The organism is Bradyrhizobium hereditatis (genome assembly GCF_020329435.1).
In the GTDB taxonomy this organism is placed as follows: Bacteria; Pseudomonadota; Alphaproteobacteria; order Rhizobiales; family Xanthobacteraceae; genus Bradyrhizobium; species Bradyrhizobium hereditatis.
In genome coordinates this window covers 138,413-160,725 of the sequence record NZ_JAGKJK010000013.1, presented here as the reverse complement: position 1 = coordinate 160,725, position 22,313 = coordinate 138,413, and the positions used below count along the sequence as shown (strand labels likewise).

The window sequence follows — 22,313 nt, the reverse complement described above, 5'->3', positions numbered from 1 at the left end:
GGCGGATGATCCAATACGCCGCGCTGCCCGTGATCGCCACAGCCGCCTCGGCGTACTGGATGCCCGCCGGAGCCTGTCATCGGGCTCGCCGAAGGCGAGACCCGGTGGCGGGCATGACGAGACGAGATGACATCACCCGACCTCCCCGCTGAGCTGAAAGCCGCGCTCGACAGCAAGCTGCGCGGTTTCTCGCGCAGCGATGCCGCCGAGCGCGCCGCTTCGATCTCAAAGACCTATCGCGGCGGCGGCAACTCCGGCGCCATCCGCTCCGAGACCGATGCGCTCGCCTATGCGCTGGCGCGGATGCCCGCGACCTATGCCGCCGTCACCGCGAGCCTGAACGCACTGGCCGAGATCAGACCGGACTTTGCACCGAGCAGCCTGCTCGACATCGGCGCCGGGCCGGGTACGGCGACCTGGGCGGCGACCGAAGCTTTTCCATCGCTGAAGAATTTCACGCTGCTGGATGCCAACGACGCGCTCCGCGCGCTGGCACTGGACCTTGCACGGGACAGCACGCGGTTACGACACATCAGCTACGAAAGCGGCGAAGCCCGCGCCACGCTGGCGAAAGCGGATGCCGCCGACCTCGTCATGGCCAGCTACATGATCGGCGAGATCGGCGATTCCGAGCAACGCGCGCTCGCCGAACTAATGTGGACAAAGACCCGCGACACGCTGCTCGTCGTCGAGCCCGGCACGCCCGCGGGCTACGCGCGGATCATCGCGCTGCGCGCCCATCTCATCGCCCTCGGCGCGCATGTCGCCGCCCCCTGCCCGCATGACAGCAAATGCCCGCTTGAGCCGCCAGACTGGTGCCATTTCAGCCAGCGCTTGCAGCGCTCGCGCGCGCACATGCAGGTCAAGGGCGCGGAAGTGCCGTTCGAGGATGAACGATTCTCCTATGTCGCGCTGATGCGTATGCCCGTCGAAGGTCGACGTCTTTCACGCGTGCTGGCGCAGCCCGATATCAGCAAGGTCGAAATCACAGCGAAGCTCTGCACGCCGGAAGGGCTCAGCTTCAGCAAAGTGCCCCGCCGCGCCAAGGCGGATTATGCCACCGCCCGCCGTTGGCGGTGGGGCGATGCGGTGAACAAGGAGAGCTGATTCTCGGTGCCCCGGATGATGCTTCGCATCGCCGGGAAATCGCTGCACCGCATCCGTGACACTAACGAATGAACTTATCCCGTCCCACTGCCGACTAACGCCATGCCCACCTTCCGGGCGGGCTGCCGCGCGCCCCGGTTTTCGTCTAGTTTCGCTGTCTTTCGTCCCTTCAGGAGTTATTCCCTCATGTCGACCGGCTGGATCGTTCTCGGCGTCATCGTCATCATCGTGCTGTTTGCGTTCGTTGCGTATAACCGCCTCGTCGCGCTCAGCCAGCGCGTCGGGCAGGCCTTTGCCGATATCGATGTCCAGCTCAAGCAGCGCCACGATCTCGTTCCGAACCTCGTCGAGACCGTGAAGGGCTACGCTTCCCACGAGCGCGGCACGCTCGACGACGTCATCAAGGCGCGCAATTCGGCGATATCGGCGCAGGGGCCGGCGCAGGTGTCCGCCGCCGAGAATCAGCTCTCCGGCGCGCTCGGCCGGCTGATCGCCCTCTCGGAGGCCTATCCGGACCTCAAGGCCAACGCCAACTTCCAGCAGCTCGCCGGCGAACTGTCCGACCTCGAAAACAAGATCGCGGCCAGCCGCCGCTTCTTCAACAATGCGGTCCAGGAATACAACACTGGCATCCAGCAGCTTCCCGCCGCGCTGTTCGCCGGCATGTTCGGGTTCACCCGCAAGGAATTCTTCGACCTCGGCGCCAGCCGCACCGAAGTCGAGGTCGCGCCGACCGTGAAGTTCTGACGCTTCGGACGCACGGCAGAGCAGCCCCATCATGGCCGCGTACGGTCTCTACACGCATATTGCATCGAACAAGCTTCGTTCGATGCTGCTGCTCGCCGGCCTTTTTCTGCTGATCTACGTGCTGGTCTTTGCCGGCGCGCTGGTTGCGGAAGTGGTGCTGAACAGCGGCGCTTCCCTCGATTACTATCTGACGCGCGCCTCGCGCGATCTGATCGCGGCCTTCCCCTACGCCACCATCGTCGCCGCGCTGTGGATCGTGATCGCCTATTTCTTCCACCAGAACATGATCGATGCCGTGACCGGCGGCGAGAGCGTGACGCGGAAGCAAGAGCCGCGGCTCTACAATCTTCTGGAAAATCTCTGCATCTCGCGCGGCATTCCGATGCCGAAGCTGAAGGTGATGGACAGCCCGGCGCTGAACGCTTTCGCCACCGGCCTCAACCGGCGGCAATATTCCATCACGGTGACGACGGGTCTTCTACAGGCGCTCAACGACCAGGAGATCGAGGCCGTGCTCGGCCACGAGCTCACGCATATCCGCAACGGCGACGTGCAGTTGATGGTGGTCGCCATGATCATCGCTGGCGTAGTGGGCTTCATCGGTGAGCTGTTCTTTCGCACGTTCACCAACCTGTCCTGGAATTCGACCGGCAGCGATTGGTCTTCTTCTTCATCCTCATCTTCTTCGTCGTCCTCCTCTTCCTCGTCCGATCGCGGCAAGGGCGGCGGTGGCGCCATCATGGCGATCATTATCGCGGTCGTGCTGATCATGCTGGCCTGGCTGTTGTCGCAGGTGGTCAAGCTGGCGCTGTCGCGGTCGCGCGAATTGCTGGCTGATGCCGGTTCGGTCGAGCTGACAAAGAATCCGGACGCCATGATCACGGCGCTGCGCAAGATCGAGAACCGCGGCGAGCTGCCCGGCGCCACGTCGGCGGTCATGGAGCTTTGTATCGACAATCCGCGCGAAGGATTTGCCGACCTGTTCGCGACCCACCCGTCGGTTGACGCGCGGGTCAAGGCGCTGGTGCAGTTTGCCGGCGGCCACGATCCCGGCCCGCTGGCCTTGCCCTCCGAGACGGCGGACGAAGCGGATGAGTCCCAGGAAGCGACCACCGAGCAGCTTCCGCCGCCGGTTCCCCGTGGCCCCTGGAATGATGCCGCCGAGCCTGCCGGCGCCCCGGGCCCTCGTTTTGGCCCCTCAGATGGCCCTTGGGAGCCGCATCGTTAGGCAACCGGCCTATCCACGGCTGAATTAACGAATTCCGGTATGAATAATGGCGGTGGCCGTCTAAGGAATTGAATTATCCCTTGTTTCTGCCATGTTCGCGCCCAAAGCAGGGAATGGGACATGCCGGCCGCTCCCCGCGGCCGGAGCTGCTGTTCAAGGGATTTCCATGGCAAAGCCAGTCGTGATTGTGGTGGGCGCGGACAAGGGCGGTGTCGGCAAGACGACCGTGTCGCGGACGCTCCTGGATTACTTCAGTGCCAACAACGTGCCGACCCGGGCATTCGACACCGAATCGCCACGCGGCACCCTGAAGCGATTTCACCCTGATATCACCGAGATCGTCGACATGACGACGACATCGGATCAGATGAAGATCTTCGATACGCTGAGCGCGGGGCCTTCGGTCACCGTGATCGACGTCCGCGCCGGACTGTTGTCGCCGGCGCTGGCTTCGCTCCGCGACATCGGTTTTCTCGACGCGGCCAAGGCCGGCCAGATCACCTTTGCCGTGTTCCATATACTGGGACCCTCGATCGCCTCGCTGGACGAAATCGCCGAGACCGCGAACTTCATGCAGGGGGCCAAATATTTCCTGGTGAAGAACTTCATCAACGACACCCAGTTCTTCCAGTGGGACCAGTCGACCTACAACTCGTACTTCCACCGCATCAAGGATGCCACCGACCTCACGATTCCCAAGCTCAATGAGATGGCCTACGAGCAGGTCGAGGTTTCCTCGGTGCCGTTCCTCAAATTCGTCGCCAACAAGGGCAAGGACGACGAAGCCGCGAACTATTCCTTCGTGCTGCGCGGCTATGTCCGGCACTGGCTCGCCAATGTCTGGAGCGAGTTCGATCGCATCAAGCTGACCGATCTGGTCGGCGCCAAGTCGGCGACGCGCGGTGGCGAAAAATAGTCGCGCGGCCGCGGCCAAAGGGACTGGATTAGCCGAAAAATTCCTTTGATATAGCGGGTGATGAGCTCCACACCCGTCTACATCGTCTGCTCGCCCAGGCCGCTGGTCGGCAAGACGTTGCTTGCCCGGCTGTTGAGCGAGTTCCTGCTGCTGAAAGACGGGACGGTTGCCTCCTTCGACATCAACCTGAAGGAACCGTCGCTGCTCGAATATCTGCCGCGCATCACCGAGACCGCCGACGTGATGGACACCTACGGCAAGATGCAGCTGATGGATCGCCTGATCGTCAATGACGGCATCGCCAAGGTGCTCGACCTCGGCTTTCATGCCTTCGACGAATTCTTCAAGATGACCCACGAGATCGGCTTCCTGAAGGAGGCGCTACGCCGCCGTGTCGCGCCGGCCGTGCTGTTCATCGCCGACACCGACCGCGTTTCCGCGCGCAGCTATCCGATGTTGCAGGAGCAGATCCCGCAGAAAGCGCTGATTACAATCGACAACGAATACGTCGTGCGGGGCGAACTGCCCGCTGAGATGGGCATGGGACAGGTCTTGCGGATACCGGCCCTGCCCTCGTTCCTAAAGACCTATGTCGACCGCCTGAGCTTTTCCTTCACCGACTATCTGCGCAACGAGCGGGACTCCTCGACCGAGCTGCACCAGTGGATCCGCAGGAACTACACCGCCTTTCGCGAGCTCGAGCTCAGTCTGGTGCCGCAGCGGCAGTGATAGCCCCAACTGCCTCTCACAATTTCATCCGGGTAATATTGACGCCGGATAACCAATCCTGTTATGCCTCTCGACCAACCGGCAGTGCGAAGGGCATCCACATGACATTACCAAGAAAGGCAGCCATCGCCGCCTACAAGGAGCGGAAGTCCGTCGCGGGCATCTTCGCGATCCGCTGCCAATCCCCGCCGCAGGCGTGGGTCGGCCAGACCCCCGATCTGGAAAAAATCCAGAACAGGATCTGGTTCACGCTGCGCCAGGGCAGCCACCCCTGCCGCAGCCTGCAGGCGGCATGGACCACGCATGGGACGGACAGTTTTTCGTTCGAGGAATGCGAGCGGCTGGAAGAGAAAGAGAGCGCTTACGTCCGCGACGCGCTCCTGAAGGAGCGCGTGGTGTATTGGCGGAAGCAGCTCAACGCTGAAGCGGTGTAACATTCATCCCGGATGACGGCTCGGTAGGTTGGGCAAAGGAGCGCCGAACTCGCTGCTCGATAGTGGGCACGGTTCGCTTTGCCCACCCTACGGCACCGGAGTGATTTGCTTGCGCGCGCAAGCGCAATTGTATCCGGCGGCCTGCGGCATGGTAACGCGAGGAGCAAATCACTTCTGATTTCACCGCAAGATGAGGGGCGTTGGCCACGTCACCAACGTGCAGTGAGATGCGATGGACGCAGATGGCGCGCTAGACGTACGCGCCGGAAGCGTACGGCGAAGTCGTGTGGTTCGGGCGCCGCGGTGCTGGCGTTAAGTTTCGCGGGGTTGTCTCGTGAGGCGATGGTGGCAATAAAGCCGTTCACCAGGAAGAGCACGAAGTAAGCCGCAAAGCCATTGCGCAGGGAAGGCCGGAGTGTTTCCGCTGTACCTGTATGCTCGTGTGCGTTTCCTTTTTGCGCAACGGCACACGAGACCGCGGGTGCAGCCAGCACCCGGTCTTCCCTGCGCCCTCTATCTCGATGAGGGCAACAGAAGATGCAAAACTCGGACGTGATACGTCGCGAGAGCGCGGACACATACTCCGTTGTCATCGCCCGGCTTGACCGGGCGACCCAGCATTCCAGAGACAGCCCTGATCAAACCGAGAAGCCGCGGCGTACTGGATCCCCCGCATGCGCGGGGGATGACAGTCGAACATTGGGCCGTTACCTCAGCGTCATTGCGAGCGCAGCGAAGCAATCCATTGTCACCTCATACACGGAAGGATGGATTGCTTCGCTGCGCTCGCAATGACGGGGAACGGCCGCAGCGCCCCCGTCGACGCGGAAAGGATGGCGGCGAAACCTCAATGACCCTCGAACGACATCAGCGTGCGCACCGGCACGGCCATCGCGCGGAGCTTGTCGGCGCCGCCGAGGTCCGGCAGGTCGATGATGAAGCAGGCCGCGACCACGTTGGCGCCGATCTGGCGCAGCAGCTTCACCGCGCCTTCGGCGGTGCCGCCGGTGGCGATGAGATCGTCGACCAGGATCACGCGCTCATCGGGCTTAATCGCATCGACATGCATTTCCATCTCATCGAGGCCGTACTCCAGCGAATAGGCAATTCGCACCGTGGTGTGTGGCAGCTTGCCTTTTTTCCGGATCGGCACGAAGCCGGCAGAAACCTGATGCGCCACCGCGCCGCCGAGGATGAATCCCCTCGCCTCGATGCCGGCGACCTTGTCGATCTTCAGTCCCGCCCAGGGCTGCACCAGCTCGTCGACCGCGCGGCGGAAGGCGCGAGCGTCCGCAAGCAGCGTCGTGATGTCGCGAAACAGGATGCCCTGCTTCGGGTAATCCGGAATGGTGCGGACAGTGGCTTTGATGTCGTGATCGAATGTCATCGGTGATTATCTCGCTTTCGATTTTTCCACCGTCATTGCGAGCCACCCGGTCGGCGCGAAGCGCCGCCGGATGACAGGCTCCGCGAAGCAATCCATCGCGCCTCGAATGCGGTATGGATTGCTTCTTCGCTTCGCTCCTCGCAATGACGGGTCAATCAGTTTGCTCCAACATTCAGCCGGAACGCATTTTCGACGATGCGCAGCCCCACCTCGCCGCCAAGCGACATCAGCGATTCCGGATGAAACTGCACGCCGCCGACCGGCAGGGTCTTGTGCTCGATCGCCATCGCGACGCCGTCCTCGGTGGTCGCGGTGACATCGAGAACGTCGGGCACGCTGTCGCGTTCGACATAGAGCGAATGATAGCGGCCGATCACGATCTCGTTCGGCAGGTTCTGCATCAGGCGTCCGCCGCGCACCTGGATCCGCGACGGACGGCCGTGCGCGGGCTGGCTGAGCTGGCCGAGCTGGCCGCCGAAATATTCGCCGATCGCCTGCACGCCCAGGCAGACGCCGAAGATCGGCAGCTTCTTATCAAGCGCCGCGCCGATGGTCTTCGCGATCCCGAAATCCTCAGGCCGGCCCGGGCCCGGCGACAGCACCAGGAGATCCCAGCCTTTCTGCTTCAGCATCTCCTGCGCGTGGACGTGGCGGACCACGGTCACGCTGGCGCCGACCTGGCGGAAATAATCCGCCAGCATGTGCACAAAACTGTCGTCGTGATCGATCAAGAGCACCTTGCGGCCCGAACCGGTCGCGTCGGGCGCGAAGGTCGACAGCGGTTTTGGCGCATCGCCGCGCAGCGCCTGGAACAGCGCGGCCGCCTTGACCTGACATTCGCGGTCTTCGGCGGCGGGATCAGAGTCAAAGAGGCAGGTGGCGCCGACCCGCACCTCGGCGAGGCCGTCCTTCATGCGGATGGTGCGGATCGTCAGACCGGTGTTGATACTGCCGTCGAAATTCACCGCGCCGATCGCGCCGGCATACCAGCGCCGCGACGAACGCTCATTATCCTCGACGAACTGCATCGCCCACAATTTCGGCGCGCCGGTCACGGTTACCGCCCAGGCGTGCGTCAGGAAGGCGTCCAGCGCATCGAAGCCCGGGCGCAGCATGCCCTCGACGTGATCAACCGTGTGGAACAGTTTCGAATAGGTCTCGATCTGCCGCCGCGCCAACACCTTGATGGTGCCGGGAATGCAGACGCGCGCCTTGTCGTTGCGGTCGACGTCGGTGCACATGTTGAGTTCGAACTCGTCCTTCTCCGAGTTCAAGAGCTGCCTGATCTGCTCGGCATCGCCGATCGCATCGACGCCGCGCGCGATGGTGCCCGAGATTGGACAGGTCTCGACCCGGCGGCCATCAGAACGCACGAACATTTCCGGCGAGGCCGACACCAGGAATTCCCCCTCGCCGAGATTCATCAGCGCGCCATAGGGCGACGGGTTGATGCGGCAGAGCCGCTGGAATACCTCGGCCGGCGAGCGCTCGCACGGCTCGGCAAAGAGCTGCCCCGGCACCGCCTCGAACAGATCGCCACGCGCGAACGCCGCGCGCGCGACTTCCACCGTTGCCTGATATTCTCCGGGCGCGTGATCGGCAAAGCCCTGTCGCGGCGTCTTGGCGTAGACGCTCGCGGCGGTGTCGCGCGGCAGACCTTGTGTGGATTTGCCCTTCCAGGAGAAATCGTAACTCAACGCGACGCCGCGGCCGGTTGCTCGGTCGTAAGCCAGCAGGCGATCGGGCACATAGAGCACGATGTCGCGCTGATCGGCCTCGCGTGGGCGCTTCTGCACGAGGTCCTCGATCTGGAACACGAGGTCGTAGGCGAAGGCGCCGTACAGGCCGAGCAGCGGATCGTCATTGGCGGCAAGGGCGGCGATGAGATCGCGCACCAGCGACATCACGCTGGCGCGGCGGGTGCGCTGGTCTTCCTCGACCGGCGCGGCGCCGCGGATGATGTGGCCGGCGAGCCGCGTCGGGCTTTTTTCAGAGATGACGACGCAGGGCTCGCGGAGCACGTCGCCCAGGAACGCGATCAGCACCTCGCCCCGCGCATTCAGCGCCGACAGCGAAAAGTTCGCGCCGACGGTTTCCAGCACCAGCGGCGGATCGGCAAAGCCGAGGTCAAAACTTTCGTAGCGGCCCGGCACCGTGGTGCCGGAGGACAGGACGACGCCGCGGCGGCGGTCGAGCAGCTCGATCAGATCGTCCAGGCGCTTGGCATTGCCGGTGAACTGCTCGACGACGCGCGCAATCACCAGGCCGCCGCTGGTCCGGTATTCGCTGCGCTCCGGCAGGGAGAAGACTGTCCTGTTCATGTGATCCTCTTACGAAACTTCGGGAGGGAGCGCCACACAGGACAAACGAAGGGACCGTCGCACTGCGATGGCGACCTTCGACGATTGTAAAAATGAAATCGCACCGGCCACCTCTTAGGAGGTGCGCCACCACAGACGCGAGGGGGTAACGACGGTGCTCATGGGAACTAAACACCATCCGGCGGGAACGATGTCAAGAGAAAGACAGCCCCGGAAGCCTCGCCCCAAGCCTATCCTGGGGCGTCCCGGCGTTCGCCGGGACGGCGTGTTTGCTACTTGCGGTAACACCCGTGCTCGATCTCCTCGATCAGCGAGCGCGCTCTCGGTCGCCAGCCGAGCTCGCGGCGCGCGCGTTCGGCACGGACGCGGCTATTGGAGGCCATGGTGTCCTCGGCCGTCCCCTCGCCCCATTCTCCGGCCGCCTCCTGCATCGACATCGCCGACGGCGCGCCGGCGAAGCCGAGCATGCGGTTGATCGCCTCGCACGCCTCCCGCATCGAATTCTCGCCATTCTCGGCGAAATAGAAGCTACCCGCCGGCGCTTTGTCGATCGCGAGCATGTACAGCGTCACGAGATCGTCGATATGCACGTTGGACCAGATGTTCTCGCCGGGCCCGGCATGCGCCGCGTTGCCGCGCTTTTTGGCGAGCTTGATCAGAAGCGGCACCTGCACGCTGTCGCGCCCTGCCCCGTGGCCGATGCCGTAGATCAGGCTCGGGCAGATGATGACGGGACGACAGCCCTTGTCGCGATGGGAGAGAATGAACTCGTTCAGCGCGACCCGCGCCGCGCGGGCGGGCGATGGCGTCACGGGCGTATCTTCGTTGAAGATGTCATCGGAGCGCTCGCCGCGGGAGCGCTTGCCGACGATGCTCGATCCCGATGTGTGGATGAATGCCTTGCCGCTTCCGGTGAGCGCATCGAGCAGCGCGACAACGGCGCCCTTGTGGTCGGCGCTTGCGGCATTGACCACGATATCGGCGGCCCACGCCGCTTGCGCCAGAACTTCCCCGTCGTCCAGTGTGCCCAGCACCGGCTCGATGCCGAATGCGCGAACGGCCTCGGCCTTTTCAACGGAACGGACCAATCCGGTCACCTGATGGCCGGCCGCCGCCAGATGCGCGGCAACCGATCCGCCGATATAGCCCGAGGCGCCCGTGCAGAAGATTTTCATTCACGGCCTCCACCGTCATTGCGAGGAGCGAAGCGACGAAGCAATTCATGTCGCCGCATCCCTCGCGATGGATTGCTCCCGCCTTCGCCAAGGCTTCGGCGGACAAGTCGCTCCGCTCGCAATGACGAGCAAGCGACCAGCTCACCCCAAATGCTTTGCGAAAAACGCCGTCGCCCTGCCCCAGGCGAGTTCAGCGGCCTGGCGGTCATGCACGGATTGCCGCTGCTCGTTGACGAAGGCGTGCTCGGCGTCATAGCGGAAGAGCTCGAGCGACTTGCCGGCGTCCTTCATGCCTTGCTCGAACGCATCCACGACTTGCGGCGTGCACCAGTCGTCCTTGTTGGCGAAATGCGCCTGCAGCGGGATCTTCACGTCAGCCGGCTTTGCGGCCTGCTCCGGCGGAATGCCGTAGAACACGACGCCAGCCGCAAGCTCCGGGATCTTGGTGGCGCCGATGATGGTCACCGCGCCGCCGAGGCAGAAGCCGGTCAATCCGACCTTGGCCCCATTACGCGACAGATATTGCACGGCGCCCCGCACGGTCTGCGTGGTGGCGTCCATGAAATCCAGCGACTTCATTTCCCGGCCGGCCGCATCCGTGTCGTGATACGGCACCACCGTGCCGTTGTAGAGATCGGGCGCCAGCGCGTCGAAGCCCGCCAGCGCGAAGCGGTCGCACATGCCCTTGATCTGGTCCTGCAATCCCCACCACTCCTGGATCACGACCACTCCCGGCGCATTGCCGCGCGAAGCGTTGGCAAGATAGCCGGCGGCATCCTTGCCGTCCGGCCGCTTGAAGGTGATGCTGGTACCCATGGAGTCCTCCCGAATGATCTTGGGCTGATTGACGGTATTCTGTCCGCAGTAGAGATGGGGCGCAATCCCGTCCTTGCGAGGAGCAACGCTGCGCAGAATGCACGCAACAAAAAAGCCCCCGCAGGGGCTTTTCCGAATTCGCGATGTGAAGCGCTGGGATCAGTGGGCGTTGGCCCAGACCTTCTTCTTGGTGAAATACAGCAAGACGGTGAGCAGGATCAGGAACGCGAACACCTGGAGGCCGAGTTGCTTGCGCGTCTCCATGTGCGGCTCCGCGGCCCACATCAGGAACGTGGTGACGTCCTTGGCGTATTGCGCAACCGTCGTCGGCGAGCCGTCGTCATAGGTAACCTGGCCGTCGCTCAGCGGCTTCGGCATCTTGATGGCGTGGCCGGGGAAGTAGGTGTTGTAGTAGGAGCCCTGCGGCAGGTTGAAGCCGGCCGGCGGCTTGTCCTCATAACCCTGCAACAGCGCCACGAGGTAATCCGGTCCCTGCTCCTGATACTGGGTGAAGAAGTCGATCAGGAACATCGGGAAGCCGCGGCTGTAGCTGCGCGCCTTGGTGATCAGCGACAGGTCCGGAGGAAATGCGCCGCCATTGGCCGCGCGCGCCGCCTGCTCGTTGGGGAACGGCGAGGGGAAATAATCGGCCGGCCGGCCCGGCCGTTCGAACATCTCACCCTGGTCGTTCGGGCCGTCCTTCACCTTGTATTCGGAGGCGAATGCGGCGGCCTGCGCCACGGAGTAACCCGGACCGCCGGCTTCCGCGAGATTGCGGAAGGCGACAAACGAGAGGCCATGGCAGGACGCGCAGACTTCCTTGTAAACCTTCAGGCCGCGCTGCATCGCGCCCCGATCGAACTTGCCGAAGGGGCCGGAAAACGACCACTTCTGCGCCGGTGGCTTGGTGCTGCCTTCAGCGGCGCGAGCGCTGTCGGCGCCGCCCAGCAGCAAGCCACCCGCAACCATCAGTGCGATCACGGTCGACACCATCGGTGCCGGCTTGCCGCCGGTCTTGGCCAGCACATCGTCCGCAATCGAATTCGGCACGGGACGCGGCTTTTCAATTCGGGAGAGCAGCGGCAGCAGGATCAGGAAGTAGGCGAAGTACAGGACGGTCAGGATGCGGCCCACGATGACGTAGATGCCTTCCGGCGGCTGCGCGCCGAGATAGCCGAGACCGATACAAACCGCGACAAAGACCCAGAAGAACTGCTTGGCCAGCGGGCGGTACTTCGACGAGCGTGTCTTGGCACTGTCGAGCCAGGGCAGGAACGCCAGCACGATGATCGCACCGAACATCGCCACGACGCCGGCAAGCTTGTCCGGGATCGAACGCAGGATCGCGTAGAACGGCAGGTAATACCATTCCGGAACGATGTGCGCGGGCGTCACGGCCGGATTGGCCGGAATATAGTTCTCAGGGTCACCGAGATAGTTCGGCATGTAGAAGATGAACCAGGCGTAGAACAGCAGGAAGCAGGAGACGCCGAACAGATCCTTGATCGTCGCGTAGGGCGTGAACGGCACCGTGTCCTTTTCGCTCTTCGGCTCGACGCCGGCCGGATTGTTCTGGCCTGCAACGTGCAACGCCCAGACGTGCAGCACGACGACGCCGGCGATCACGAACGGCAGCAGATAGTGCAGCGAGAAGAACCGGTTCAGCGTCGGATTGCCGACGGCGTAGCCGCCCCACAGCCACGTCACGATGGTCTCGCCGAAATAGGGCACGGCCGAGAACAGGTTGGTGATCACGGTGGCGCCCCAGAAGCTCATCTGGCCCCACGGCAGCACGTAGCCCATGAAGCCGGTCGCCATCATCAGGAGATAGATGATGACACCGAGGATCCAGAGCACTTCGCGCGGCTCCTTGTACGACCCGTAATAAAGACCGCGAAACATGTGGATGTAGACCGCGAAGAAGAACATCGACGCGCCGCTGGCGTGGATGTTACGCAGCAGCCAGCCGTAATTGACGTCGCGGACGATGAGTTCAACGGACTTGAACGCCATATCGGCATGCGGCGTGTAGTGCATCGCCAGGATCACACCGGTCAGGATCTGCACGCCCAGCATGAACGAAAGGATCGCGCCGAAGGTCCACCAGTAGTTCAGATTACGCGGCGTCGGATACGCCACGAACGAGGAATGCATAAGTCCCATGATCGGGAGGCGCCGTTCGATCCACTTCAAGGCGGGATTGGTCGGCTGAAAATCGGATGGTCCGCTCATTGATGCGATCCTGAGGAAGTAAGACGACGCGACGGCTTAAGGGTCTCGGACTGGCGTCCGAGCCCTTTAGCCGATCTGGATTTTGGTGTCGGAAACGAAGGAGTACGGCGGCACGACCAGGTTGGTCGGCGCAGGTCCCTGACGAATGCGGCCCGAGGTGTCGTAGACCGAACCGTGGCAGGGGCAGAAGAAGCCGTCGTAAGCGCCCTCATGGGAAATCGGGATGCAGCCGAGATGCGTGCAGATGCCGACCACGACCAGCCACTGATCATGACCCGGCTTGACCCGCTGCTCATCGCTCTGCGGATCGGGCAGGCTCGATACCGGCACCTTGCGGGCCTCCTCGATCTGCTTCTTGGTCCGATGGCTGATATAGATCGGCTTGCCGCGCCAGAACACCTTGATGTCCTGACCTTCGGCGATCGGGGTCAGGTCGACCTCAATCGGCGCACCGGCCGCGACTGTCGAGGCATCCGGATTCATCTGGGAAACCAGCGGCCACACCGTGGCAGCCGCGCCTACGGCGGCGACGGCTCCCGTTGCAACATAAAGGAAATCACGGCGTGTCGGATGGTCCGCCGAAGACGCTGTCGTCACGATTCCAAGCCCTTTCTTATCTGCAGCCAGCAGCACCGCCCCGGGGAGCGCCCAACGCGACCCGCAAGAGGCTGCCGGCGCCCGCGGCCCCCGCGGCGGCAGAAAAACCGCTTTTCCTCCCCCATTCCGGCGGAACAAGCAGTCCAGAATCGTTCTATTGGCACCCTTGCCGTGAGAGCGCAAGCCCGCTATCGGCTCGCAAACGTGCAATGCACTAAATCCGCGCCCGATCGTGATTATTCAGTCATTCATCGCGCGCCCCGAAGTCCTAGAGACATGCACATCGCCCTCTTCCAGCCCGATATTCCCCAGAACACCGGGACGATTCTGCGCCTGTGCGCGTGCCTGGGCGTATCAGCCCATATCATCGAGCCGGCAGGGTTTGCGACCTCCGACCGGCATTTCCGCCGGGCGGGAATGGACTATCTAGATCAAGTCGCCCTCACCCGTCATGACTCATGGTCAAAATTCGAGGAATGGCGTAACGAGGCGGGTTCCCGGTTGGTGCTATTTACGACCAAGGCGGCCGGTTCCTATCTGGATTTCCGCTATCAGAGCGACGATGTCCTGCTGTTCGGCCGGGAATCCGCTGGGGTCACTGAGGAAGTCGTTGCTGCGGCCGATGCCCGCGTGGTGATCCCGATCAGACCGGGCTTGCGCTCGCTCAATGTGGCCATGGCGGCCGCCATGGCAGTGGGAGAGGCGCTGCGGCAGACGGGTCATCGGATAGCGGTCGAGACCGGATCCAGGGAGAAGGTGTGAGCTACGCGGTCAAAGAGATATTCCTGACCTTGCAAGGCGAAGGCGCGCATGCCGGCCGTGCGGCAGTGTTTTGCCGTTTCTCCGGCTGCAACCTCTGGAGCGGCCGCGAACAGGACCGCGCGACCGCCACCTGCCAGTTTTGCGATACCGATTTCGTCGGCACCGACGGCACGCTCGGCGGCCGCTACGCCTCGGCGGACGAACTCGCCGACGTCATCGCCGCGCAATGGACCGGCGACAACACCAACCGCTACGTGGTGCTGACCGGCGGCGAGCCACTCCTGCAAGTCGATACCGCGTTCATCGATGCGCTGCATGCGCGCGGCTTTGCCATCGGCATCGAAACCAACGGCACGATCGAGCCGCCCGAGGGAATGGACTGGGTCTGCGTCAGCCCGAAAGCTGGCGCCGAGCTCGTGGTGCGCCGCGGCCATGAGTTGAAGCTGGTCTATCCGCAGGCCGGCGCCGTGCCGGAAGATTTTGCAGGGCTCGATTTCGAACGGTTCTCGCTGCAGCCGATGGACGGACCGGACGTGATCGAGAACACCGCGCGGGCGGTCGACTACTGCCTGCGCCATCCGCAATGGCGGCTCAGCCTGCAAACGCACAAGACACTTGGCATCAGATAATTTGGCATCAGACAGGAACCTGACTTTCAAGATGTGGGAACTGACGAAATCATTTCGCTTCGAAGCCGCGCACTCGCTGAAGGGCACGACCTTCGGCGCGGCCAGCGAGGAAATTCACGGCCACTCGTTTCGCGCCGAGGTGAGCGTGCGCGGCACGCCCGATCCGGAGACCGGCATGGTGCTGGACCTCGGCCTCCTGGAGCGCAGCATGGAAGAGGTGCGCAAGACCCTCGACCACAAGCTCCTGAACAAGATCGAGGCACTGGGGACGCCGACGCTGGAAAACATCTCGCGCTTCATCTGGGAGCGGGTCCAGCATGCCGGCAAGGTCACCCGCGTCACCGTTCATCGTGATAGCTGCAACGAGAGCTGCACCTATTTCGGGCCGCAGGACTAGGAGATACATTTTTCCGTCGTTGCGAGCGGAGGATCGGAATTTCTGATGGACATGTCGCTGATCGAAGATCGCAAGACGCGCGCAAGAGCCTGGTTCGAAACGCTGCGCAACGACATCTGCGCAGCCTTCGAGCGGCTGGAAGATGACGCGCCCCCTGCCCTCTACCCCGGTGAAGCGGGACGATTCGTGCGCACGCCCTGGAACCGTACCGATCACACCGGCAAGCCCGGCGGCGGCGGTGTGATGGCGATGATGCGCGGCCGGCTGTTTGAGAAAGTCGGCGTGCATTGCTCGACGGTGCATGGCGAGTTCGCCCCCGAGTTCCGTGCACAGATTCCGGGCGCGGCCGACGATCCCCGGTTCTGGGCATCAGGCATTTCGTTGATCGCGCACATGCGCAACCCGCATGTGCCGGCCGTGCACATGAACACCCGCTTCGTCGTCACGACCAAGGCCTGGTTCGGCGGTGGCGCGGACCTGACGCCGGTGCTCGATCGCCGGCGCACCCAGGAAGATCCGGATACGCTCGCCTTCCATCAGGCGATGGAGCAAGCCTGCGGCGGATCGAACAGCGTCGCCGACTACGACAAATACAAAAAGTGGTGCGACGAATATTTCTACCTGCCGCATCGCAAGGAACCGCGTGGCATCGGCGGCATCTTCTACGACTGGCACGATTCCGGCGACTGGGATGCCGATCTCGTCTTCACGCAGGACGTCGGCCGCGCCTTCCTGAAAGTCTACCCGGAGCTCGTTCGCCGCAATTTCGCCACCCCTTGGACTGCCGCCGACCGCGAGGAGCAGTTGATCCGGCGCGGGCGCTATGTCGAGTTCAACCTGCTCTACGACCGCGGCACCATCTTTGGACTGAAAACCGGTGGCAATGTGGATTCCATTCTGTCGTCAATGCCGCCGGAAGTGAAATGGCCATGATCGCATGATCGGTTTGTCATGACGGATCGCTAGTGTGCGATTCGTGTCATGCAATCCAAGGAGCAGATCATGGATCTAAAGCCAGGCGACGTCGTCACTCTCAAGTCCGGCGGCCACCCTCTCAGCGTGGTGGAGGTCAAGGACGGCAACGTCGTGTGCGTATGGATGGGCAACGAAGGCGATCTGTTTCGCGAGACGCTGCCGCTTGCCGTCCTCGAACTCGCCGAAGCCGATACTTCCGATGATGAGGAAGAAGACGAGGACGAGGACGAAGACGACGAAGAGGAAGACGAGGACGACCGTCGCAACAAGGTTGCGTAAGGGATAACGATCTTTGACGCCGTCGGCATTCTGGCCGGCGGCGTCGTTTTCTCGGGATTGGACCCGGTGCGGCTGATCTGATATTCGCGGCAAATCGGCCGCGGCTTCTCGCGGCCGATGCCTCCAGCAGTGAGATGACCGCGAAAACGATGACCGAACTTCCCCGCGCGATGCTGATCGACATGGACGACACCATCCTGTCGGCCTATGGACGTCCCGAGATCGCCTGGAACAACGTCACGGCGGAATTTGCCGCCGAGTTCGGGCCGCTGACCTCGCAACAGGTCGCTTCTGCCGTACTCGATTCCGCGCGCAAATTCTGGGCGGTGGCGGAGGCGGAGTGGCGGCTGAAACTGGATGAAGCGCGGCGCGTGACGGTCAGGAACGGATTTGCCGCCCTCGCAGCTAGCGGCCACGTCCTGCCTGAAGATCTGGCGATACGGCTCGCCGACCGTTTCACCGCCTACCGCGAAGAGGAAATGTTCGTCTTCCCCGGCGCGCATGATGCGATTGACGAACTGAAGGCCCGCGGCGTGAAACTCGCACTGGTAACGAACGGCGCCGCCGGCGCCCAGCGCGCCAAGGTCGAGCGCTTTGCGCTGTCGCACCGTTTCGATCACATCCAGATCGAGGGCGAACATGGTTTCGGCAAGCCCGACGAGCGCGCCTATCTGCACGCCATGCAGGCGCTCGGCGTCACCGCATCCGAGACCTGGATGATCGGCGACAATCTGGAATGGGAGGTCGAGGCGCCGCAGCGGCTCGGCATCTATGCCATCTGGATCGATGTGCATGGCGAAGGCCTGCCGCCCGATTCCACCGTCAAGCCCGATCGCATCATTCGGTCGCTGACGGAGCTTTTGCCTCGCGAGCCCGCCTAGAGCCAGGCCTGTAGCTCCATTGTCCGGCGGCTGCCGCATCGCACGATCGTGTGTAGTGTGAGCTGCCTCACAGCGCGAAAGGAGGCCATCCCAGATCGTGTCGCCGTAGTTCCAAGGTTGAAGTCCGAGGATGGGGAGTTCACCGATGCCGAACGACGACCCACACAAGCCGCTGCTCGCGGCGGCCGACACTGCACCGAAATTCGCCCCGCTCAGATGGCTCTGGAAGTTCAATCACGGGCTCGACATCGTCAAAGGCTTGTCCCTGGTCACTGTGCTGAGCAGTCTTGCGGTCGGCTACCTTCAGTACCTCAACGCCTATCAGGAAAAGGTGAGCAGCCAGGCCAAGGAAGACATGGCGGCTGCGACGACGACGTTCACGGAGATCTCGCGCGCATTCTCCGAACTGCAGGCACTGCAGCAAACGCTCTATTCCGATTTCACCCGCGCGATCCGCGACAGATCGGACGAAAGCGACAAGGCGCTCATCACCAAGAACGCGCGCGCTATCTCCGAGCGCTACGAAAACGCCCGGATCGCATTGCGCGAGAATATCGACATGCTGACGCGAAAAGCGGAGGTCTATATCGACTGGGCCAGCGACACCTATCGCGATCCGGCCGAGAAACATAATGTTGGCGACGATCCGCTGTCGCGGCAAGTGCTGCGCGACTATGCCTTCGACTGTTCCGACAAGTACAATTTTCCCGCGTTCGGAAACGTGTATGCCGAGGATGACGATACACCCGCCAAGCAGGTTGCAGACGATGAATATTGCGCAATCGCCGAGAAGCGCGGCGTCGACAACAAGACCAAGCCGCAAGACGCATTCGTCCGGATCTGCGCCGGCCCTAACGATAAGGCAAGCAAGCGAATCTATTGGTACAGCGCCAAGCACCACGTTCTGACGATGCACTATTGCTTCGAGGCGGCCCACAACAGACTGGCTGCCGCGCGGCAATGGGCCTCCGATAGCGAGCGGGACGCCGCGAAGGAACGCGAAATCGTCGAGCGTGAGAAGGAGATCAACGCCCAACTGGATGATCTCGCCGGACGGGTCAGCGCGTTCAGCAGCCTTGCGCTGTATCAGATGGAGCGAATACGGGTGAAATATCGTCCGGTCGGCTTCCTGTGCAGCGTACCGCTCGTCCGCAATATACCGAGCGTCAACTGCTTCCCCATCCGTACCGCGCCGCTCATGCGCTGACCAGTCAGTGCCGCAGTGCCTCTGTGATCATGACGACGCCGCCGACCATCACGGCGGCGTCGAGAATGGCAGTATGGATATGCACCGGCATGCGCTCGACGAAGGCCTTTGCGAGGAACGCGCCGGGAACTGCGATGGCACAGCGCGCGACGCCGGTCGGCGTAGCGAAAATACGCCACGAAGCGGCTGATATTGGTGAAGATCGCTGAGATCGCGATGATCGGCACCACCGGCTCTGCGCCGACCAGCGGCACCAGCACCAGCGGCATCAACGCGCCTGTGCCGTAGCCGGCAAGCCCGCCTACGACGGAGGCCAGCAATGCCATACTTCCAACCAGGACGAGTTGACCGAGAGAAATGTCGGCGAAACCGGCCAGAACATTCACAGCCGGTGATCTCGGATGAAACGAGCGGCGGCCTGGTCGGCGATCGCAGCCAGTGCGGATGGATCGAGCGGAAAATCCGCGGCCAGCCACGCATCTTCCGCAAGCGTCAGCACATGGCCGAGCGCAGGGCCTTCGGCAATGCCGCGAGAGATGAAGTCGGCCGCCTTCAATGGAAATTTCGGCGCGCTCCAGCGCTGCGGTAGCATTGCGAGGTCACGCCAGCGCGCGGCGCCGTTGCGGACGCCGCCTGCGCGCGCCCACGCCAGCATCAGCCGGTCTCGATAGGGATCCTCGCCGAGCCGATAGAGAAGCTGCCGGGCGCGTGCATCGTCCTTGCTGGCGAGCCGCCACCAGCGGTGGCCCATCGAGTCGAGCGCCTTGGTTTCCGCGTTGGAGAGACGAAGCCGCGCCGAGACGCGCCTGGCGTCCTCGGTGACCGCGACAGTGAGCGCGGCGATCCGGCGCACGGCGTTTGGGGCTAGCCCCATCTCGCGTTCGGCCGCGATCATCGCCGCGAACGTTCCGGTGTAGGCGACGCCGCCGAAGATCTGCAGCAGGAGACCGGCATCGGCCATCGCCTGCACCGAGACTGCGGCGCCTTCCGCGATCAACAGCTTCAACACTTCCATACGCACGCGTTCGGCGGAAAGGTTGGAAAGCCCCGCGCGTCCGGCGATGCAGGCGAGATATCCGGCGCGATCGGGCTCGCCGGCCCCGTAGGCAGCATGCATGCGGAAGAAGCGAAGGATGCGCAGATAATCCTCGGCGATGCGCTGGTTAGCGTCGCCGATGAAGCGCACACGTTTGGCTGCGATATCGGCAAGCCCACCGACATGATCATGGACGACGCCATCGGCATCGACGGAAAGCCCGTTGATGGTGAAATCGCGACGCTCCGCATCGCTAGCCCAGTCGCGTCCGAACGCAACCTTGGCCTTGCGGCCAAAGGTCTCGGTATCCTCGCGCAAGGTCGTGATTTCGAATGGATGGGATTCGACCACCAGCGTTACCGTGCCGTGGTCGATGCCGGTCGGCACGCATTTGATGCCAGCCGCCTTGGCGCGGCGGACCACCTCGTCCGGCAGCGCCGTGGTCGCGATGTCGATGTCGCCGAGGGGAATGTTCAGCAGCGCATTGCGCACAGCCCCGCCGATCACGCGAGCCTCCTCGCCATCGCCATTGAGCAGCGCCAGCACGCGCGCGGCCGGCCCCGATCTGAGCCAGGGCGCGTCCGCCAGCACCCGTGCCTCGCTCATTTCTCGTCTCCGTGAACCAGCTTGCCGTTTTCGAGATGCGCGGGAACATAGGTCGAGCCAGGCGGCGCCCCGGAGAATTGCGCGAGCATGACGAGGCTGATCGCTACCAACAGCAGCGATACCAGGGCCAGTTTGGCGACGAGATGCGCCGGCCATGAGGAGGACGCGAGCACGCCGGTACGGGTGGCAATCAGGAACAGCGCATAGACCGCGAAGGGGATCAGGAAAATTCCGATTTCAGTCAGAATCGGACGAATCATGCGAGGTAAATCCGCTCATACAGCACGCGCAGAATTCCTGCGGTCGCGCCCCAGATGTAACGCTCGGCAAACGGCATGGCGTAATAGGACCGCTCGATGCCGCGAAAATCCTTGGAATGGATCTGGTGGTTCTCGGGATTCATCAGGAAGGCCAGCGGTACCTCGAAGGCGTCCACTACCTCGCCTTCGTTGATCCTAAGCTTGAAGCCGGGCTTCACGCGCGCGACCGTCGGCAGGATGCGAAACCCGAAGGCGGTGCCATAGAGGTCGAGATAGCCGATCGGTTCGATGAACTCGCGCTTGAGGCCAACTTCCTCTTCCGCCTCCCGCAAGGCGGCGTCAAGCGGGGAAGCATCCGTGGCGTCAATCTTGCCGCCCGGAAAGGAGATCTGGCCGGCATGGCTCGAGAGATGCGGCGAGCGCTGCGTCAGCAACACGGTCGGCTCGCCGTGATCGACCACCGGGATCAGCACCGCCGCCGGGCGCACCGGCTGCTCGCGAGCCACGATCTCGAGCATGCGGTCATTACCCGCGTCGCCGGTTTTTGGAATGATATTGGGATCGATCAGGCCGGGCGGCACGTCGAAGGTCAGCCGGGTCTTGCTCCGCGCGAAGAACTCCGACGCATTGATCGGAGCCGCCTCCATCTTCTTCAGTATCGGCTCGTTCAAACCACGTCCCTCACCTGCTTGGCGTCGGCCATGGCAAAGAACTCGCCGCCGGACTCGACGCCGAACATCGGCTGGCCATCGACCATCCGCTCTTCCCCCATGTCAACCAGGTCGTAATAGAGCGCGCGGGTCACCTTCGCCCACAGATCGGCGCGGACGTGCAAATAGGGCGTGAGCCCGCCATCGGCGGCCACCTCGAACCGCAGGCGATGAGCGGAATCGCATGGCACCCAGTCGTCAACGTTGGTGCGAAAGCGCAGCAGCCGGCCGCGATCGCCGGCTTCGATCTGCATCTCCACCGCCAGGAACGGCGCATCGTCGACGCGGATGCCCACCTTCTCGACCGGGGTCACGAGAAAGTGCTTGCCGTCCTCGCGCTTGAGAATGGTCGAGAACAGCCGTACCAGCGCCGGCCGGCCGATTGGCGTACCCATGTAGAACCACGTACCATCACCGGCGATTCGCATGTCGAGATCGCCGCAGAACGGCGGATTCCACAGATGAACCGGAGGCAGTCCCTTGCCGGCCGAGGTTCGGTTAGCGGCTTCCCTGGCGGCAATTGTCAGGCCTTCAAGGCCTTCGCCTTCGAGATTCTTGCTTTCGCGCCGCTGGCCGCTGGTCTGCCCTTGCTTCGCCATTGTTTGCCCTGAGTCTCAGCGCCTCGATCTGGCACGATTGGTGCATTCGTGATCGGTGCATTTGTACCGATATACGAACCGATAGGTAGCCATATCTGTACTGACGGGTACCGTTATGTGTTCCTGACGATCCAGGTCCGTAACAAAGCCGGATCAGGTCGCCACATCGTGATGCCGTTCATACCCTGAAATACCGATAATGTGGGGATAGTTTAGTTCAACGAATACATGCCTCTTGCACGGGTTTAGCATGAGGTCCGAGGCATGACGACGCAAACCCGAC

Annotated in this window: 23 protein-coding genes and 1 pseudogene; 13 read left to right on the top strand and 11 right to left on the bottom strand. The window is 63.0% G+C overall.

Translation table 11 applies throughout. The features are described from left to right. Positions 1 to 126: 126 nt before the first annotated feature. From J6524_RS27685 to J6524_RS27660, 6 genes are all read left to right on the top strand, one after another. The gene (locus J6524_RS27685) at positions 127 to 1,107 is read left to right on the top strand and encodes a small ribosomal subunit Rsm22 family protein (protein WP_225676486.1); all 981 of its coding nucleotides are present in this window, start codon (positions 127 to 129) and stop codon (positions 1,105 to 1,107) included. A gap of 186 nt (positions 1,108 to 1,293) precedes the next feature. After that, positions 1,294 to 1,854 (top strand): LemA family protein, encoded by a 561-nt coding sequence (locus tag J6524_RS27680; protein WP_225676484.1) that lies wholly within the window; start codon positions 1,294 to 1,296, stop codon positions 1,852 to 1,854. A gap of 31 nt (positions 1,855 to 1,885) precedes the next feature. Then, entirely contained in the window at positions 1,886 to 3,082 is a 1,197-nt protein-coding gene (locus tag J6524_RS27675) for a M48 family metallopeptidase (RefSeq protein WP_225676483.1), read from the top strand. A 166-nt stretch (positions 3,083 to 3,248) separates the two neighbouring features. Beyond that, complete coding sequence (locus J6524_RS27670; RefSeq protein WP_225676481.1) at positions 3,249 to 3,998, top strand: P-loop NTPase family protein; 750 nt, start codon at positions 3,249 to 3,251, stop codon at positions 3,996 to 3,998. Positions 3,999 to 4,058: 60 nt separating this feature from the next. Then, positions 4,059 to 4,727, top strand: a complete 669-nt coding sequence (locus tag J6524_RS27665; protein WP_225676479.1) for a P-loop NTPase family protein — start codon at positions 4,059 to 4,061, stop codon at positions 4,725 to 4,727. A gap of 101 nt (positions 4,728 to 4,828) precedes the next feature. Then, positions 4,829 to 5,161 (top strand): GIY-YIG nuclease family protein, encoded by a 333-nt coding sequence (locus tag J6524_RS27660; RefSeq protein ID WP_225676477.1) that lies wholly within the window; start codon positions 4,829 to 4,831, stop codon positions 5,159 to 5,161. 847 nt (positions 5,162 to 6,008) lie between these two features. Here the strand turns inward: J6524_RS27660 and J6524_RS27655 are convergent. From J6524_RS27655 to petA, 6 genes are all read right to left on the bottom strand, one after another. Continuing rightward, positions 6,009 to 6,548 (bottom strand): adenine phosphoribosyltransferase, encoded by a 540-nt coding sequence (locus J6524_RS27655; RefSeq protein WP_225676475.1) that lies wholly within the window; start codon positions 6,546 to 6,548, stop codon positions 6,009 to 6,011. 155 nt (positions 6,549 to 6,703) lie between these two features. Further along, complete coding sequence (locus J6524_RS27650; RefSeq protein WP_225676473.1) at positions 6,704 to 8,869, bottom strand: anthranilate synthase component I; 2,166 nt, start codon at positions 8,867 to 8,869, stop codon at positions 6,704 to 6,706. A 272-nt stretch (positions 8,870 to 9,141) separates the two neighbouring features. Beyond that, complete coding sequence (locus tag J6524_RS27645; protein ID WP_225676471.1) at positions 9,142 to 10,044, bottom strand: NAD-dependent epimerase/dehydratase family protein; 903 nt, start codon at positions 10,042 to 10,044, stop codon at positions 9,142 to 9,144. Between the two features lie 141 nt (positions 10,045 to 10,185). Further along, positions 10,186 to 10,860, bottom strand: coding sequence for a dienelactone hydrolase family protein (locus tag J6524_RS27640; protein WP_225676470.1), 675 nt, complete (start codon positions 10,858 to 10,860; stop codon positions 10,186 to 10,188). Positions 10,861 to 11,019: 159 nt separating this feature from the next. After that, positions 11,020 to 13,092 carry a cytochrome c1 gene (locus J6524_RS27635; RefSeq protein WP_225676467.1) on the bottom strand — a complete coding sequence of 691 codons (2,073 nt, stop codon included), beginning with the start codon at positions 13,090 to 13,092 and terminating at the stop codon, positions 11,020 to 11,022. A gap of 66 nt (positions 13,093 to 13,158) precedes the next feature. Next, positions 13,159 to 13,689 (bottom strand): ubiquinol-cytochrome c reductase iron-sulfur subunit, encoded by a 531-nt coding sequence (petA, locus tag J6524_RS27630; RefSeq protein WP_225676465.1) that lies wholly within the window; start codon positions 13,687 to 13,689, stop codon positions 13,159 to 13,161. Positions 13,690 to 13,965: 276 nt separating this feature from the next. Between petA and J6524_RS27625 the strand changes: the two genes are divergently transcribed. The 7 genes from J6524_RS27625 (at position 13,966) to J6524_RS27595 (ending at position 18,819) form a co-directional block, all read left to right on the top strand. Continuing rightward, entirely contained in the window at positions 13,966 to 14,451 is a 486-nt protein-coding gene (locus tag J6524_RS27625) for a tRNA (cytidine(34)-2'-O)-methyltransferase (protein ID WP_225676463.1), read from the top strand. Beyond that, positions 14,448 to 15,080: a 7-carboxy-7-deazaguanine synthase gene (gene queE / locus J6524_RS27620; protein WP_225676461.1), complete on the top strand. Its 633-nt coding sequence runs from the start codon at positions 14,448 to 14,450 to the stop codon at positions 15,078 to 15,080. The genes J6524_RS27625 and queE overlap by 4 nt, the downstream gene beginning before the upstream one ends. A gap of 31 nt (positions 15,081 to 15,111) precedes the next feature. Continuing rightward, positions 15,112 to 15,477, top strand: coding sequence for a 6-pyruvoyl trahydropterin synthase family protein (locus J6524_RS27615; protein ID WP_225676629.1), 366 nt, complete (start codon positions 15,112 to 15,114; stop codon positions 15,475 to 15,477). Positions 15,478 to 15,522: 45 nt separating this feature from the next. Beyond that, positions 15,523 to 16,410 (top strand): oxygen-dependent coproporphyrinogen oxidase, encoded by an 888-nt coding sequence (hemF, locus tag J6524_RS27610; RefSeq protein WP_225676459.1) that lies wholly within the window; start codon positions 15,523 to 15,525, stop codon positions 16,408 to 16,410. Positions 16,411 to 16,479: 69 nt separating this feature from the next. Beyond that, positions 16,480 to 16,731 carry a YodC family protein gene (locus tag J6524_RS27605; RefSeq protein ID WP_225676457.1) on the top strand — a complete coding sequence of 84 codons (252 nt, stop codon included), beginning with the start codon at positions 16,480 to 16,482 and terminating at the stop codon, positions 16,729 to 16,731. Between the two features lie 149 nt (positions 16,732 to 16,880). Continuing rightward, a complete protein-coding gene (locus tag J6524_RS27600; RefSeq protein WP_225676455.1) occupies positions 16,881 to 17,612 on the top strand; it encodes an HAD family hydrolase in 732 nt (243 codons plus the stop codon). 145 nt (positions 17,613 to 17,757) lie between these two features. Continuing rightward, positions 17,758 to 18,819: a hypothetical protein gene (locus tag J6524_RS27595; RefSeq protein ID WP_225676453.1), complete on the top strand. Its 1,062-nt coding sequence runs from the start codon at positions 17,758 to 17,760 to the stop codon at positions 18,817 to 18,819. 4 nt (positions 18,820 to 18,823) lie between these two features. On the opposite strand, the pseudogene J6524_RS27590 reads toward J6524_RS27595, so the two are convergent. The 5 genes and pseudogenes from J6524_RS27590 to J6524_RS27570 form a co-directional block, all read right to left on the bottom strand. Continuing rightward, positions 18,824 to 19,205: pseudogene (locus J6524_RS27590) on the bottom strand (hypothetical protein). Then, the gene (locus tag J6524_RS27585) at positions 19,202 to 20,461 is read right to left on the bottom strand and encodes a CCA tRNA nucleotidyltransferase (RefSeq protein WP_225676451.1); all 1,260 of its coding nucleotides are present in this window, start codon (positions 20,459 to 20,461) and stop codon (positions 19,202 to 19,204) included. The pseudogene J6524_RS27590 and the gene J6524_RS27585 overlap by 4 nt, the downstream one beginning before the upstream one ends. Beyond that, on the bottom strand, positions 20,458 to 20,721 hold the full coding sequence (locus tag J6524_RS27580) for a DUF6111 family protein (RefSeq protein ID WP_225676449.1): 264 nt from the start codon (positions 20,719 to 20,721) through the stop codon (positions 20,458 to 20,460). The genes J6524_RS27585 and J6524_RS27580 overlap by 4 nt, the downstream gene beginning before the upstream one ends. Next, positions 20,718 to 21,368 carry a CoA pyrophosphatase gene (locus tag J6524_RS27575; RefSeq protein ID WP_376712088.1) on the bottom strand — a complete coding sequence of 217 codons (651 nt, stop codon included), beginning with the start codon at positions 21,366 to 21,368 and terminating at the stop codon, positions 20,718 to 20,720. Before J6524_RS27575 ends, J6524_RS27580 begins: the two co-directional genes overlap by 4 nt. Positions 21,369 to 21,388: 20 nt before the next feature. Further along, on the bottom strand, positions 21,389 to 22,030 hold the full coding sequence (locus J6524_RS27570) for a DUF1285 domain-containing protein (RefSeq protein WP_225676445.1): 642 nt from the start codon (positions 22,028 to 22,030) through the stop codon (positions 21,389 to 21,391). Positions 22,031 to 22,313: the final 283 nt, after the last annotated feature.